Source organism: Paenibacillus amylolyticus, from assembly GCF_051136285.1.
Lineage (GTDB): Bacteria > Bacillota > Bacilli > Paenibacillales > Paenibacillaceae > Paenibacillus > Paenibacillus amylolyticus_F.
In genome coordinates, this window is the sequence record NZ_CP194938.1 from 6,277,342 (window position 1) to 6,293,327 (window position 15,986).

General features: G+C 45.6%; 16 protein-coding genes. 13 read left to right on the forward strand and 3 right to left on the reverse strand.

Going from position 1 to position 15,986, the window contains the following annotated elements:
• Nucleotide 1 precedes the first annotated feature (1 nt).
• The 6 genes from yidD (at nt 2) to ACR8BL_RS27320 (ending at nt 6,610) form a co-directional block, all read left to right on the forward strand.
• Complete coding sequence (gene yidD / locus ACR8BL_RS27295; protein ID WP_434750436.1) at nt 2-256, forward strand: membrane protein insertion efficiency factor YidD; 255 nt, start codon at nt 2-4, stop codon at nt 254-256.
• 500 nt (nt 257-756) lie between these two features.
• Nucleotides 757-2,787: a methionine--tRNA ligase gene (gene metG / locus ACR8BL_RS27300; protein ID WP_434750437.1), complete on the forward strand. Its 2,031-nt coding sequence runs from the start codon at nt 757-759 to the stop codon at nt 2,785-2,787.
• A 265-nt stretch (nt 2,788-3,052) separates the two neighbouring features.
• Nucleotides 3,053-4,102, forward strand: a complete 1,050-nt coding sequence (locus ACR8BL_RS27305; RefSeq protein ID WP_434750438.1) for a metal ABC transporter solute-binding protein, Zn/Mn family — start codon at nt 3,053-3,055, stop codon at nt 4,100-4,102.
• Between the two features lie 123 nt (nt 4,103-4,225).
• A complete protein-coding gene (locus tag ACR8BL_RS27310; RefSeq protein WP_434758295.1) occupies nt 4,226-4,975 on the forward strand; it encodes a metal ABC transporter ATP-binding protein in 750 nt (249 codons plus the stop codon).
• Between the two features lie 52 nt (nt 4,976-5,027).
• Nucleotides 5,028-5,831 carry a metal ABC transporter permease gene (locus tag ACR8BL_RS27315; RefSeq protein WP_434750440.1) on the forward strand — a complete coding sequence of 268 codons (804 nt, stop codon included), beginning with the start codon at nt 5,028-5,030 and terminating at the stop codon, nt 5,829-5,831.
• A 65-nt stretch (nt 5,832-5,896) separates the two neighbouring features.
• On the forward strand, nt 5,897-6,610 hold the full coding sequence (locus tag ACR8BL_RS27320) for a cytochrome c biogenesis CcdA family protein (RefSeq protein ID WP_434750441.1): 714 nt from the start codon (nt 5,897-5,899) through the stop codon (nt 6,608-6,610).
• A gap of 144 nt (nt 6,611-6,754) precedes the next feature.
• Here the strand turns inward: ACR8BL_RS27320 and splB are convergent, their stop codons facing one another.
• Complete coding sequence (gene splB / locus ACR8BL_RS27325; RefSeq protein WP_434750442.1) at nt 6,755-7,825, reverse strand: spore photoproduct lyase; 1,071 nt, start codon at nt 7,823-7,825, stop codon at nt 6,755-6,757.
• A 187-nt stretch (nt 7,826-8,012) separates the two neighbouring features.
• Between splB and mntR the strand changes: the two genes are divergently transcribed.
• From mntR to ACR8BL_RS27340, 3 genes are all read left to right on the forward strand, one after another.
• Nucleotides 8,013-8,441: a transcriptional regulator MntR gene (mntR, locus tag ACR8BL_RS27330; protein WP_434750443.1), complete on the forward strand. Its 429-nt coding sequence runs from the start codon at nt 8,013-8,015 to the stop codon at nt 8,439-8,441.
• Nucleotides 8,442-8,629: 188 nt separating this feature from the next.
• Nucleotides 8,630-10,237 (forward strand): family 10 glycosylhydrolase, encoded by a 1,608-nt coding sequence (locus tag ACR8BL_RS27335; protein WP_434750444.1) that lies wholly within the window; start codon nt 8,630-8,632, stop codon nt 10,235-10,237.
• A 125-nt stretch (nt 10,238-10,362) separates the two neighbouring features.
• Nucleotides 10,363-11,364, forward strand: a complete 1,002-nt coding sequence (locus tag ACR8BL_RS27340) for a patatin-like phospholipase family protein (protein ID WP_434750445.1) — start codon at nt 10,363-10,365, stop codon at nt 11,362-11,364.
• Between the two features lie 95 nt (nt 11,365-11,459).
• Here ACR8BL_RS27340 and ACR8BL_RS27345 read toward each other — a convergent pair whose 3' ends face one another.
• Nucleotides 11,460-11,798, reverse strand: coding sequence for a hypothetical protein (locus ACR8BL_RS27345; protein WP_434750446.1), 339 nt, complete (start codon nt 11,796-11,798; stop codon nt 11,460-11,462).
• A 5-nt stretch (nt 11,799-11,803) separates the two neighbouring features.
• Nucleotides 11,804-12,796: a DUF1385 domain-containing protein gene (locus ACR8BL_RS27350; protein WP_434750447.1), complete on the reverse strand. Its 993-nt coding sequence runs from the start codon at nt 12,794-12,796 to the stop codon at nt 11,804-11,806.
• 319 nt (nt 12,797-13,115) lie between these two features.
• Between ACR8BL_RS27350 and ACR8BL_RS27355 the strand changes: the two genes are divergently transcribed.
• The 4 genes from ACR8BL_RS27355 (at nt 13,116) to efp (ending at nt 15,856) form a co-directional block, all read left to right on the forward strand.
• Nucleotides 13,116-13,622, forward strand: coding sequence for a YqhR family membrane protein (locus tag ACR8BL_RS27355; RefSeq protein ID WP_434753272.1), 507 nt, complete (start codon nt 13,116-13,118; stop codon nt 13,620-13,622).
• A gap of 77 nt (nt 13,623-13,699) precedes the next feature.
• A complete protein-coding gene (gene aroQ / locus ACR8BL_RS27360; protein WP_434750448.1) occupies nt 13,700-14,143 on the forward strand; it encodes a type II 3-dehydroquinate dehydratase in 444 nt (147 codons plus the stop codon).
• Between the two features lie 39 nt (nt 14,144-14,182).
• Nucleotides 14,183-15,256 carry a M24 family metallopeptidase gene (locus ACR8BL_RS27365; protein WP_434750449.1) on the forward strand — a complete coding sequence of 358 codons (1,074 nt, stop codon included), beginning with the start codon at nt 14,183-14,185 and terminating at the stop codon, nt 15,254-15,256.
• A gap of 42 nt (nt 15,257-15,298) precedes the next feature.
• Nucleotides 15,299-15,856 (forward strand): elongation factor P, encoded by a 558-nt coding sequence (gene efp / locus ACR8BL_RS27370; RefSeq protein WP_434750450.1) that lies wholly within the window; start codon nt 15,299-15,301, stop codon nt 15,854-15,856.
• Nucleotides 15,857-15,986: the final 130 nt, after the last annotated feature.

Consider the following 15,986-nt stretch of genomic DNA (forward strand, 5'->3'; position numbering starts at 1 on the left):
GATGAAACTTTCGCGTAGAATTGTGCAAGCTCCGATCCGGGTGTACCGCGATTATATCTCTCCATTAAAACCGCCGACATGTCGATTCTATCCTACCTGTTCGGCGTATGCGATGGAGGCAATAGAAGTACATGGTGCACTTAAAGGCTCGCTGCTAACGGCGAAACGGATTGCCAAATGTCATCCGTTTCATCCAGGCGGTGTAGATCTGGTTCCACCCAAGGTGGAGAAAAATGTAGTGATATCTGAACCGTAACGTGCAGACGAGCCTGGTTTTCATTTTTTATTAACTGATCAAGGTGTTTAAAGGGCATGTAATTGGAATCGGGAAACTCCGCTCTGATCGTCGATATACTTGACAACAAGGTCAGCATTTCAGTATATTTTTTGTATATGATTTTCCATTGAAGGGATAAGTACAGACACACCCCCAGTGCAGAGAGCCGGAGTAGCTGAGAACCGGTCTGGGAGGAGGATGGAAAATGGTCCCGGAGGAACCTCTTTCGAGCGTGCAATTAGCGAATTGTCGCTATTGTCGTAAGCTTGAGGCGTGATCCAGCGTTAATGGGCGGTCGAAGGACCGGAAGAGCCTGTGTTTTGTGAGAAATGCGGGGAATTTGGGTGGTAACACGTGAGAGATACTCTCGTCCCATACAGGGCGGGAGTTTTTTTGTGTTCATTTTCAGATCAGGAACAGGTAACCATTCGAGTCATTGCATGTATTTATGAGAGCAATTAAAGGAGGAGAAGTTATTCATGACGAACCCAAAAACATTTTATTTGACAACACCGATTTATTATCCAAGCGACAAGCTACATATCGGGCATGCATATACAACGGTAGCGGGGGATGCAATGTCTCGTTACAAGCGTTTACGTGGATACGAAGTGCGTTATCTGACAGGTACCGACGAACATGGTCAGAAGATTGAGCGCAAAGCTCAAGAGAAAGGTCTGTCGCCACAGGCTTTTATTGATGAGATTGTAGTAGGTATCAAGGAACTATGGAACAAGCTGGACATCTCCAATGATGACTTCATTCGTACAACCGAGGAGCGTCACAAAACGGTTGTACAGGATATCTTTGACCGTTTGCTGAAGCAGGGTGATATCTATAAGGGTGAGTACGAAGGCTGGTATAGCATTCCAGATGAAACTTATTACACAGAGACACAACTGGTGGATGTAGAAAAAAATGAACAAGGTGAGATTATCTCGGCCAAAAGTCCGGATAGCGGCCACACGGTTGAACTTGTCAAAGAAGAATCCTACTTCTTCCGTATGAGTAAATACGCAGATCGTTTGTTGAAATATTACGAAGAGAACCCTGGTTTTATCCAACCGGAATCCCGCAAAAACGAGATGATTAACAACTTCATCAAGCCAGGACTTGAGGATTTGGCTGTATCGCGTACAACCTTTGAGTGGGGTGTCAAAGTTAAAGGCGATCCGAAACACGTCGTTTACGTATGGATTGACGCGTTGTCCAACTACATTACAGCACTGGGCTACGGTTCTTCGGATGCTTCATTGTATGACAAGTTCTGGCCTGCAGATGTTCATCTGGTGGGTAAAGAGATTGTTCGTTTCCATACAATTTACTGGCCAATCATGCTGATGGCGCTAGATCTGCCTTTGCCGAAAAAAGTATTTGCTCATGGCTGGTTACTGATGAAAGATGGCAAAATGTCCAAATCCAAAGGGAATGTGGTAGATCCGGTAACCCTGATCGATCGTTACGGTCTGGATTCCCTTCGTTACTATTTGCTGCGTGAAGTACCGTTTGGTTCGGATGGTACATTTACACCGGAAAGCTTCGTAGAGCGTGTGAACTCCGATCTTGCGAACGACCTGGGCAACCTGCTGAATCGTACCGTAGCGATGGTAGATAAGTACTTTGAGGGGAAAGCCCCTGCTTTTGCTTCCAATGTAACCGAGTTTGATGCTTCGCTGGAAGAAGCAGGGCATGCAACGGTGGAAAAAGTGGAGCAGGCGATGGAGAACTTGCAGTTTTCTGTAGCGCTTACGGCCATCAGTCAATTTGTTAGCCGCAGTAACAAATATATTGACGAGACCCAACCATGGGCTCTGGCACGTGATGAAGCGAAACGTGAGGAACTGGCATCCGTAATGTCTCATCTAATTGAAAGCTTGCGTATTGCTTCCATTCTGTTGCAGCCGTTCCTGACTCGTGCGCCGCGTAAGATCTGGGAGCAGCTGGGTATCCAGGAAGGGCAACTTACCGCTTGGGATTCAGCGAAGCAATGGGGCATCGTGCCTGCAGGTAACGCATTGCACAAAGGTGAGCCAATCTTTCCGCGTCTGGATGCGGAACAGGAGATTGCTTATATCTCAGAGGCGATGACAGGTGGACAAAAGGCTGCACAGCCCGATGCAAGCCAGCCAGAAGCAGGATCGGAAGCTTCGGCTGCAGTAGAACCGGTAACTGCACCTGAAGGCAAGGAAGAGATCGGTATTGATGATTTTGCCAAAGTTGAACTACGTGTGGCCCAAGTTATCGCTTGTGAACCTGTTAAAAAGGCAGATAAGCTACTCAAACTGCAACTGGATCTTGGCTATGAGCAACGTCAGGTTGTATCTGGTATCGCGAAGTTTTATTCCCCAGAAGAGATGGTTGGACGTAAAGTCATCTGTGTGACCAACCTCAAACCAGTAAAACTGCGTGGAGAGCTGTCTCAAGGTATGATCTTGGCAGCTTCGCATGGGGATCAGTTAACCTTGGCTACCGTACCGGACAGCATGCCTAACGGCGCGCAAGTGAAATAACAGCTCCCAAGAGCAGGATAACACAATTAGGGTGATCAATCTTACAGAGATTGTCACAAGTTGGAACCAAGGGTGGTCCGAAGTGATTCGGACCGCTTTTTTTATGCCGAAAAAAAAGATCTGTTGGCAAGAGAACAAGCATATATTGTTATGAACTCCGGACTTCAGGAAAGAATGAATAGGGCGTGACCTTGACAAGCAGAGAGATGTTACCTATAATTCTTTCAGTAATAATTACGATTAAGTGATGCGGAGTGAATTATACATGACACTGGTTAAGAAGAAGAGACAGATTCAATTGGATCGATCCAACAAACGCAGTAAACGGGGCACAATGAAGCTGCTTTGGAGCGGTTTGCTGATACTCAGTTTGCTGGTATTGTCCGCTTGTGGACAGAACAGCGAGAATACAGCGAAGATTGTGGAAGGCAAAGTGAATGTAGTGACGACATTTTACCCGGTATATGCATTCACTGCGGCGATTGGCGGGGAGGATGCCAATGTCATTAACCTGCTGCCTACAGGGGTAGAACCGCATGACTGGACACCGAAGAGTCAAGACATCGTGAACACGTCCAAAGCACAGCTTTTCCTATACAATGGCGCAGGACTGGAAGGATGGGTGCCGAACTTTCTGAAATCGCTGAACAGTGATAGCAAGGTCAAAGCCGTTGCGGTTAGCGAAGGTGTCAAGCTTTTATCGGCAGAAGGGGATGACGGTCACGGACATGGTGAGGAACATGCAGATGACCATGCAGACGAGAATGGCAACGAGGAACAGGTCGCTGACCATCATATCGATCCTCATACATGGGTGAGCCCTAAATCTGCATTAATTATGGCAAAAAATATTAAGAATAGTTTGACGGAAGTCGACCCGGCGCACAAGGCAGGTTATGAGAAGCGTTACGAGGAGCTTCGTACAAAACTTGAAGCACTTGACCAGCATTTTACCAATGAATTGGCGTCAGTACCAAAGAAGGAAATTGTGGTGTCACACCAGGCGTTCGGTTATCTCGCACGTGATTATGGTTTGAAGCAACATGCCATCATGGGGCTCTCCCCAGACGCTGAGCCAACAGGGCAAGATATTGTGAAGCTTGCTAAGCTGGTGAAAGATGAAGGGATCAAGTATATTTTCTTTGAAGAGCTTGTATCGGACAAATTAGCCAAAACGCTTGCCAGCGAAGCAGGGGTTGAAACCATGGTGTTAAACCCGGTGGAGGGCTTAACCCAAGAACAGGTTAACAACAAAGATGATTATTTCACCCTGATGGAGAAAAATTTGCAAAATCTGCTGATCGCATTAAAATAAGAAGAATGAAGGTAAACATCCAGAAGTCTTTGCTGTCCCATCGGCGAAGACTTTTGAAATGTTCAGCAGTATATTTACGTACATTTATTTATTACGAAGGGCGGCTTTGCCATGCAGCAAATCATGCCATTATGTCATGATCCGATTATCGAGATTGAGAATCTGTCTTTTTCCTACGGGGACCAGCGTGTGATTCAAAATCTCAATTTTATGGTTCAGCAGCGGGATTTTGTAGGGATTATCGGTTCGAACGGAGCGGGGAAAACAACGTTGCTTCGCATGCTGGTAGGACTGCTGCCTCCTGCACAAGGAGATATCAAGCTGTTTGGACAGTCGATTCGCAGATTCAAGGATTGGAACCGGATCGGATACGTGCCCCAAAAAAATGCGTTTAATCCGCTGTTCCCGGCGACTGTTCGTGAAGTTGTCATGTCTGGCTTATATAACAACAAGAACATGTTTCGCCGTATCTCTCGTCAAGGGCAGCAACAGTGCATTGATGCGATGCAGGTGATGCGAATTGAGGATATTGCGCATAAACGTATTGGACAACTGTCCGGCGGTCAGCAACAACGTGTCTTTTTGGCTCGTGCGTTAATTAATCACCCGGATCTCTTGATCCTGGATGAACCTACCGTAGGGATTGATGCAGAGTCACAAGCCAGTTTTTTTGAACTGATTACCCACATGCATGAACATCATCGAATGACGTTCCTGATGGTGTCTCACGATATGGATCGAATGGAGAGTTATCTGGGCGCGGAAGCGGCCCTCACGAATGGCAACATCCATTTCCATGTGCGTCATTCGCATGAGATCGAGGATTGTGCAGAAACTAACCTGCAGCATACTACTACCGCACAGGTTCGCTAGTTTTGTTTGTACACGCCATTAGATTAACCAGGCTGAAGGAGTCGTGTTTGTTTTGGAAATATTATGGAGTGATTTTTTTCAGCGTGCCCTTGCAGGCGGATTGCTTATCGGCATCACCGCTCCGCTGATCGGACTTTTTCTGGTGTTGCGGAGACTGTCGATGATCGGGGACACCTTGTCCCATGTAACGATTGCGGGAGTAGCGCTAGGTTTTCTGATAGAGGTGTACCCCATTGGTGTAGGTTTGATTTTTGCGGTACTGGCGTCATTTGCCATCGAAAAGCTGCGTAAAGCATATAAAACTTATGCAGAGTTGTCTATTGCAATTATTATGTCTGGAGGCGTAGCGCTGGCTTCGCTATTTTTCACACTGGGTAAAGGGTATAACGCGGATGTTATGAGTTATTTGTTCGGCAGTATTTACACGCTGGATGCAACGGATCTGAAGCTGGTTGGAGTCGTGACACTGATCGTTGTTATTGTGGTGGCCTTCTTACATAAGGAGTTTTTCCTGCTGAGTTTTGAAGAGGATGCAGCTGCAGTGACGGGATTGCCAGTCAAAATGCTGAATATGTTAATTACGGTTATGACAGCATTAGTGATCAGTACGGCGATCAAAATCGTGGGTGCTTTGCTGGTATCTGCATTGTTGACTATTCCCGTAGCCGTCAGTCTGCTCCTGGCTCGAAGCTTCAAATCAGCGATCATTCTGTCTGTCATGATCGGAGAGATTGCTGTTGTGATTGGACTGGTTACGGCGGGAATCTGGAACCTGGCGCCGGGAGCAACGATTGTGCTGCTACTGATTGGCATGTTGATTCTAACGATGATTGCAAAAAAAGGCTTTCGTGCCTGATATTCTAATGTTTAACATTTAACGATTAACGAGCAAGTGAGCCCAAGGAAGGGAGACATTGCCTCATGCCTGATGTTAATGTATGGCTGGCTTTTGTAGCCGGCCTCGCTTCTTTTATATCTCCATGTTGTCTTCCGCTGTATCCTTCGTATCTCTCGTACATCACGGGAATGACCGTGAAGCAGTTGAAGGATGATCGTAATCAGCGTGAAGTACGGTTCAAGACGTTAACGCATACACTGGCGTTTATTCTCGGTTTCTCGGTTGTATTTTATTCGCTTGGTCTTGGCGCAGGATTGTTTGGTCAATTCTTTAACGATAACCGTGATTTGATTCGTCAATTGTCGGCGATTTTGATTATGTTGATGGGCCTGTTTCTGTTAGGCATTTTCAAACCGCAGTTTTTGATGAAAGAACGAAAACTTGACATGAAGTGGAAACCAGCCGGTTATGTAGGTTCCTTTATTTTTGGTATCGGTTTTTCAGCTGGGTGGTCGCCTTGTATTGGACCAATCCTTGCAACTATTATTGCGCTGGCTGCGAGCGAACCATCAACTTGGCTTAAACTAATCACAGGTTATACCGTTGGATTTGCGCTACCATTCTTCGTTCTGGCTTTTTTCATCGGATCTACACGATGGATTCTAAGGTATTCAAATATCATGATGAAGATTGGCGGAGCATTAATGTTGTTAATGGGCATATTGCTGTTCACGAATCAGATGACCAAAATAACCATATGGCTTCAGGAAATTACACCGCAGTGGATGATCATTTAACACTAATCATGTGAGATTTCATGTGAGATGAAATACGAAGGACTAATTTTCAATAAAGTACATAAAGCAGGCCTCATAAACCAGAACGATTCTGGAATATGCGACCTGCTTTTTAATCTCATGAGAAACGGGAGCACTCCTCAGTTAGGTGAAATAATCAATCTTAGCTAATGGGAAATGTTCAAAAATGCGTTCTGTAATGAACTCACGCAGAGCATCCTGCTGATCATCTTTGTAAACGTATTTGTATTGACCCCAGCGGCCCCATTTCATTTTTCGTTTCTCAATATCCATCTCCAGCTTCGTTTTAGGATATCGCTTCTCAATGGTGGCTTTCGCCGTTTTGGTAAAACGGTGCTGGATCATCTCAAACGTAAGATCTTTGGTAGCTTCTTCAGGTAAGGTTTCTGCCAGCTTTTGCAGTAATTCCGCATAACCTTTTTGCCAGCCATCGTACCAGATGATGGGAGCTATGATGAAACCAAGCGGATAACCGGCACGGGCAATTTTGCCTGCAGCTTCAATTCGCTCTTCAAAACGGGAAGTTGCTGGTTCGAAATTTTTGATAACATAGTCCGAATTGACGCTGAACCGGATACGCGTGTGACCATTGTGCTTGATGTCAAGCAGCGGATCAACATGATGATATTTCGTAACGAAGCGTAAACGGCCGTATTCCTCATCAGCCATAAAACGAATGAGATCGCTCAGGTTTTCCGTAATATGTTCCAGACCAACAGGGTCGGATGTACAAGCTGCCTCGAAACGGGTGATTTCAGGTTTGCGTTCCTCGATGTATCCTTTGGCAGCTTCAATAATCTCTTCCGTGTTTACATACACGCGGATATAAGGTTTGGCGCCCAAAGTGGTCTGCAGATAACAATAATGGCAATGACCCATGCAACCCGTTGAGACCGGAATAGCATACTCTGCTGAAGGTTTGGACTGGTCAAATTTAAGCGTTTTGCGTACGCCAACAACCAAAGTTCGTTTGGCCATTCGATATTTCTCCTGTTCCGTCTCTCCTGGCAGGTTTGTGATACGATTGTGCGATGTGGTCATCTGATAAGGAATATTTTGAGATGTCACCCATGCCATAATCCGTTTGCCTTTATCATATTCAAGCGCTCCGGGTTCAAAATACACCAAATCGGGAATAAAGGGTTTAGTACCCTTTGCTTTTCGAACAGGGGGCTGGGCAACGCTTGTGCTCACAGAATCACTCCTTTCAGTACAATCTGAAATTAGTTTGCCTCGTTTGAAGAGAAGTCACGCCTGCCAAATCCTTGTGTGCTGTATGGCCTGAATTCGGCAGGACTTGCCAATGCGTATTGATAACATGTATCATTAGAAGATAGGGACCAGGTACGTAGAACCGGTCAGAGAGAAGAGAGGGAAGCAGATGCCAACGCCCAGTATGGAAGACTATTTGGAGCGTATATACAAATTGATTGATGAAAAGGGCTATGCTCGTGTGTCTGATATAGCTGAAGGACTGGAAGTGCATCCTTCATCCGTGACGAAGATGATCCAAAAGCTGGACAAGGACGAGTACCTGATCTATGAAAAGTACCGCGGACTGGTGTTGACACCAAAAGGAAAAAAGATGGGCAAACGGTTGATGGAACGCCATCATCTGCTGGAGCAGTTTTTAACTACCATCGGTGTGCAGGAAGAGAACATTTACAATGATGTAGAAGGTATTGAGCATCATTTGAGCTGGGATTCCATTACTTGTATAGAGACTCTTGTGGAATATTTCCGTCAGGATGAGAGTCGCCTTCAAGATCTCAAAAACCTTCAGGATATCATGAGCAACACGGACTCTTGAACTTTGAATTCATACGTTAACAAACAGAGAGATGTTTCTTACCCAGTGCTAAGGTGAGGAGCATTTTTTTGTCTTGCTAATTAAATCCGCCCAATAATTGGTCAATATCGCAACTAAACCGGTCTCCCAAGCGTCTATTAAACTAGTAGAATTTACCGCAAATTTAATGATGTTGGAGGATTGTATTGATGAAATTGCGTAAAGGTTTATTGCTTCTGCTTATTTTTGTCCTTGGTCTGCAGACAGCAGGTTTGACTGCACAGGCGGCATCTCCGAAAGAGATTTCTATTTTTCTGGATGGTCAGCGTCTGGAATCGGATGTTTCACCGTACATTCTACCAAAGGTGAATGTCACGATGGTGCCGTTGCGTGTCATCAGTGAAGGATTGGGTGCTTCTGTGTTATGGTCTCAGGCAACCCGGACGGTGACGATTCAGAATTCGGATTCAACGATTACGATGACGAGTGGACGCCAGCAAGCGACCGTCGACAACACAATGGTTAATCTGGATGCGTCTGTACAACTAAAACAGGGGCGTGTCATGGTTCCCATTCGTTTTGTAAGTGAGAATTTGGGGATTCAAGTGAGCTGGAATCAGGCTGCTCAGACGATTGATCTGTATACTGGAGATGGAACAACGTCAACACCTGAACCAACACCAGCAATTCCGGCAGAGCCAGGAGGGAATGTAACGCCAGTAACCCAAGAGATGCGTGGAGCCTGGATTTCGACGGTTAATGGCGATTGGCCTTCTTCTGGAGCAAAAGGTAATGTAGAGAAACAGAAGCAGGAGTATACGAGTCAACTGGATCAATTGAAGGATGTGGGTATCAATGCTGTATTTGTACAAGTTAGAGCAAATGCTGACACCATCTATCCTTCTAGCCTCGCACCTTGGAATAGTGTCCTGACAGGCACGCAAGGTAAAGACCCTGGCTACGACCCACTGGCTTTTATGATCGAGGAAGCACACAAGCGCGGGCTCGAATTCCATGCTTGGTTCAATCCATTCCGGGCAACCAACTCGGCAGCAACAACTAATCTGGCAGCAAACCACGTGTCTAAGCTGCATCCAGATTGGATTGTAAATGCATCAGGCAAATTATATATTAATCCAGGTGTTCCAGAAGCAAGGCAGCATATTATGGATACCATTATGGAAGTTGTGAATAAGTATAATGTTGATGGTGTACATCTGGACGATTATTTCTACCCATCAAATGTTACCTTCAATGATGATGCTGCCTACAAAATGTATAATACGTTAAAGACTACAGACCGCGCAGCATGGCGTCGTGACAATATTAATCAGTTTGTGCAACAGCTTGGACAGAGCATCCATCAAGTGAAACCGAAAGTAGAGTATGGGATCAGTCCATTTGGTGTATGGCGTAACAAAGCAAATGATTTTACGGGATCAGACACCAAAGCAGGCGTGACGGCATATGACAGCATGAATGCAGATGTTCGGACATGGATCAAACAAGGATGGATCGACTACGTGGCACCTCAAGTGTATTGGAGTATGACGCTAAGTGCTGCAAGATACGATAAGGTTGTAGATTGGTGGGTTAATGAGGTAGCGAATACCAATGTAAAACTGTACATCGGCCATTCTCCTTATAAACTGGGCACACCAGAGATTGGATGGCAGACCTCCCAAGAGATCATTGATCAATTGACTTATAATAAGAAGTATCCATCCATCGGTGGAGATATCTATTTCAGTTCCCAGTATCTTACCAAAAACCCGCTGGGTTTGATCGACCGACTGAAAGCCTACTATGGAATGTAGGGGCGCACGTTAACGTTTCCGTATAAACATTGTCTTATTCATCACATCATAGTTATATGACCAACCCCTGTTCTCATACAGTGGCAGTAGCAAGCATGGCTGCCTGGAGAACGGGGGTTTTTGGTATGTTAATTAACGGAGTATTTGAGGGTGGAGGCGTGAAAGGAATCTCACTTGCAGGGGCTGTACAGGGAGCACAGGACTGCGGAATGCAGTTTAATCGGGTTGCCGGCACATCATCCGGTTCGATTGTTGCTGCGCTTCTGGCTGCGGGATATCGGGCTGAAGAGATGAAAGTGATTATTGAGAGCACGCCGTTTGCTTCACTATTGCAACGGTCACCTATATTTAATACCCGCTGGATCGGCCCGGCAGCAAGGCTGTTTTTGAAAAAAGGTCTATATTCGGGAGAAGCGCTGGAATCATGGATAAGCAAGATGCTGGCGCAAAAAGGAATACGAACCTTCGCCGATTTACCACCCGGTAAGTTGCTGATTACCGCTTCCGACATTACTAATGGCAACATTCTTGTGCTGCCTGATGATATCCGGCGCTTTGGGATCGAACCGACGAAACTTGAGGTTGCCAAGGCGGTACGGATGAGCTGCAGCATTCCCTATTTTTTCGATCCGGTTATTATCCGGAAATCACCGATCATGTCGAAGGGATTAGCTTTTCAGGATCAGTTTGTGTATGTCGTGGATGGGGGGCTGCTTAGTAATTTTCCGCTCTGGTTGTTTGATGGAGAACGCTCAGAGTCAGGCGGTGCTATCATTCCGGTAGTCGGCTTCAAGATGGTAGGCAAAACCGAAGTGGAGCCTACGCGGATCAAAGGGCCGCTAACTATGCTACAAGCGCTTGTCGAGACAATGCTGACCGCTCACGATGAGCGTTACATTGAGCAGATTAACCGGTTCCGTACAGTCAAGATTCCGACGCTTGGCATTAAACCGACCCAGTTTAATCTTTCCGTTCAGGACAGTACTAACTTATATCGGTCTGGCGTTGCCTCTGGCCTGGAGTTTTTCAACACGTGGAATACGAAGATCTATAACGAGCAATTGGAGAAGCAGCGAAAAGAACTTCGTAAGAAACAGGCGGATGTACCGCCGCTGATTTCAGTATAAAGACTAAAAAAGCAATTCTCCTTTGCTGAGGAGAATTGCTTTTTGGGTTTTATTTTACTGTAAAACTGGAACAGCGCCTTCAGCACGATGAAAACTTAGTGATACTTGGGAATGTCCTCGTCGTTGTTTTTCCCTTTTTGGCCTTGAATCACCTGGAAAGGATAGTCCTTTCGTTTCTTGGACGAACTGCTTTTTCTGGCCTGGACATTATTCTGTGCATTCATTTTAGCCATCGTTTTAGCCGAAGGTTTGATCTTTGGTGTCTTTGCTTTTCGCGACCAACGGGCAGGCGGATATTTGTACAACAGGAACACCACTCCGAACACAATCAGAGGGATGAGAATACTGGTCAATGAGGCTCTAGTCAAAAAACTGATGACTCCAAGAGCAGCCAGTACAATGAATGCCCAAAATACAATAGCCTGCTTATTCATATCATTCACCCTTTCACAGGATCAAATGTAGCTACAGGAACTTCAGTTGTCGATGAAACGTTGGCAAGCTTGGCATCCAGTTCAAGCATGCGGTTAAACGATGCAATGGAAACTTCCACTTGAGCGTTGGTTGGTTCTTTTGTTGTAAGCAATTGTAGCCACAGGCCCGGATACCCCAAATAACGAAGAACAGGAATATCACGAAGCGAGTTCGTAATCTTGAGTAATTCGAACGAAACACCCAGCACGACTGGCAGCAACAGCAGACGCTGTCCCATCCGTTCCCATAAATTATCATAGGTGAACACGGAATACAGGAATATACCGATAATAACGGTTAACATGATAAAACTGCTTCCACAACGGTAATGCAATCTGCTGTACTTCTGAACATTTTCCGGCGTCAACTTTTCTCCAGCCTCATATGCACTAATGACCTTATGCTCTGCCCCATGGTACTGAAACAAACGTTTGATCATCGGCGTCTGCGAGATTAACCACAGATAAGCGAGTAGCAAGATTAATTTGATAATGCCTTCCAATACATTATGCAAAAATTGATTGTCGAATACATTTTTAAATAAGAAGTCCTCGATCACGACAGGAAGCAGCGTCAACACAATTTTGCCAAAAAGGAAGGACAGAATGGCAACAGCCGTTACCCCAATAATCATGCTAAGGCTCCAGCCGGACCCTTGCTTCTCCTCTTGTTTGGATTTTTCTTCCGGTTCCAGTTCATCATCAGCATAAGCGTCAGCAGAGTAGTTAAGATGTTTGCTGCCTTTGACACTTGAATCTATAATGCTGACAATTCCGCGCAGTAAAGGAATCCGCCGCAATTTCATGACCCAGGTCTTGTCTTGCTTGGGAACTTCCAGATACGTAATTTCGCCGTCTTTTCTGCGAACAGCCGTAACATTGACGTGTTTACCGCCGAACATTACACCTTCGATAACGGCTTGCCCCCCGTAGCTGACAGGCTTGGATTGTTGAGGCAAATTATTCACCTTCCTATTCTGTTCTAAGCCTTTACAGTGAAAGGCAGTTTAATATCCTTATTGTATCGAATTTGGAGAGCAATTTCTAGTTTAGAGACCAATCCGCAGGAGAAGCTGTTAAGATTGTCCTGTTTTGAACATACTACGGCCTAGAACTGTGAGAAAATATCTGGCATGCCTGCGAGATCATCTGGCGAAGAAGGGGACGTTAGTGATGAACGATCATAATCATGAGGAAGTATCCACGAATGATAATCACGAAGAAAAATCAGATCAGCATAAATATGGGCAACACTCGCAAGAACGTGACGATAAAGAGATGAAGCGGCGCTCCGCACCAAAGCAGGGGGATGCTCACTATTATACGAACCGGTTTTCCTTTGCACTAGAGTTGGGGTTCTTTGCCGGTTTGATCTGGGGCGGAATCCACTGGCTGTTCCATCTGCTGCATTTTACCGTAGTACCTGTCGGTTTTCTGGCGGAGCCGTTCTTCAAACATAAATATATCTATACTCCGGCAGGTCATTTAACGGGCTGGTTATGTTTTATCGTGTTTTCGATCTTTGCTTCGCTGTTATATACCTTTACCATCCGAAAATTAAAAGGGCCGTTCCCTGGAATGGTGTACGGGATCGTCTGGTGGATCATCCTCTTTATATTGCTCGGTCCCAAACTGGGTATGATGAAGACGCTAAACCATTTGACATGGGATTCAATTTTCACAGAAATTTGTTTCTTTCTTCTTTGGGGACTGTTCATCGGTTATACCGTAGCGATGGAGTATACCGACGAGCGGAAGCGGGAGCCGGAGCACGTAGGCGCCTAGACGCAAAAAAGCTTCTCAATCCGGTCATGGCTGTGTTAAAATAGCAGATGGTTATTTGCAGAGAGGGTGGAGCAGCGATGAAACGAATTATTGTGATCAATGGCCCGAACCTAAACATGCTTGGCGTACGTGAACCGGGCATTTATGGAACGCTTAGTCTGAAGGATATTGAAGGCAAAATTCGCAGACAGGCTGAAGAACTGGGAGTCTCCATCGCTTTTTATCAATCCAACCATGAAGGGGACATTATTGACCGCATTCATGCCGCAATGGGTGAGGCCGACGGGATTATGTTAAATGCCGGGGCGTTTACCCATTACAGCTATGCTATACGTGATGCAATCAATGCCGTAAAAGTTCCTACCGTGGAGGTTCATCTATCCAACATTCATGCACGCGAAGCGTTCAGACATCATTCAGTACTTGCAGCGGAAACGATCGGGCAGATTGCCGGATTTGGCGAAGTAAGCTATGAACTGGGATTGCTGGCTCTCGTGCGTCATCTGGACAAACAAACCTGAGCCGGAAACCCGGGAATGTGAGAGAAAGAAGGGTTACCGATGGAAAACAAACGAGTACACAAGTTGCGCGAGGCAATGGCTGAGCGTGAACTCAAAGCAATGCTGATTACGAACCCGATTAACCGTCGATATATGACGGGATTTACCGGCTCGGCGGGATATGTGCTTATCACAGAGCAGGAAGCTTATTTGCTTACTGATTTCCGTTATATGGCACAGGCATCCTCACAAGCTCAAGGTTTCAACATTGTGGAACACGGTGCAAAACCGATGGATTCCGTACGTGATTTACTGGTTAAAGCGAATATCAACGAGGTTGGCTTTGAACAGGATTCAGTCACATTCGGTACGCATGCTTCTTATGCGGAATCGTTGCAATCGGTTAAACTTACCGCAGTATCCGGCATTGTTGAGCAGCTTCGTATGTTCAAAGATGCAGACGAAATTGCAGTAATGCAGCGAGCTGCAGATTTGGCAGATGCCACATTCAGCCACGTTTTGCAATTTGCCAAACCGGGTATGACTGAACGTGAAGTCGATCTGGAAATGGAATTTTTCATGCGCAAGCATGGGGCGACCAGCTCTTCTTTTGACACGATTGTCGCTTCAGGCGAACGTTCTGCGATGCCTCACGGTGTAGCAAGTAGCAAGGTGATTGGACAGGACGAACTGATTACGTTTGACTTTGGTGCGTTGCTGGACGGATACTGTTCAGATCTGACACGTACGATTGCAACGGGTAACCCTGTACCTGAGCTGCGCAAGATTTATGACATCGTACTGGAAGCACAGTTACATACGCTGGAGAACCTGAAACCAGGTATGACCGGACGGGAAGCGGATGCACTTGCTCGAGATATCATTGCAGGTTATGGATATGGAGAACAATTTGGACACAGCACAGGCCACGGCCTGGGCATGGAAGTTCATGAAGCTCCGCGTCTGTCCAAGCTTAGCGATGATGTATTGAAACCGGGCATGGTGGTTACGGTTGAACCGGGGATTTATATCGATGGACTTGGCGGCGTGCGGATTGAAGATGACGTTGTGATTACCGAGACAGGTATCCATATTCTTACGAAATCGGACAAAAAGTTCACCGTTATTGGGTAAATAGACCAGCTAATTTTTATTTATATTCAGGAGGGATTTTTTGTGATTTCAGTTAACGATTTTAAAACAGGCTTGACCGTAGAAGTAGATGGAGACATCTTCACTGTAATTGACTTTCAACACGTAAAACCAGGTAAAGGCGCTGCCTTCGTACGTTCCAAATTGAAAAACCTGCGTAACGGTAACACCGTTGAGCGTACATTCCGTGCAGGTGAAACGATTGGCCGTGCAATTATCGAAAATCGTGGTGTATCTTATCTGTATGCAAGTGGTTCAGAGCACACGTTTATGGACAACGAAACTTACGATCAGTTCACTTTGACAAGTGAGCAGTTGGAATGGGAATTGAACTTCCTGAAAGAAAACATGAACGTGAAAATCGTTAGCTACAAAGGTGAAATCCTGGGTATCGACCTGCCTACAAGCGTTGAGTTGAAAGTTATTGAAACTGAGCCAAGCGTTAAAGGTAACACTGCACAAGGTGCTACTAAAAATGCAAAAGTAGAAACAGGTCTGAATGTACAAGTTCCTTTGTTCATCAATGAAGGCGATGTGCTTCTGATTGATACACGTGAAGGTAAATATTCTTCCCGTGCGTAACTTTCACTCGCTGTAAGCTTGAAGGTGCGAATGAAAACCCTTTGCCATGCATATGGCAAAGGGTTTTTTTGAAAAAAGATTAGCCTAAGAGGCGCTTTCGTAATATACTGGGTTAAAGTCATTTCTCGTA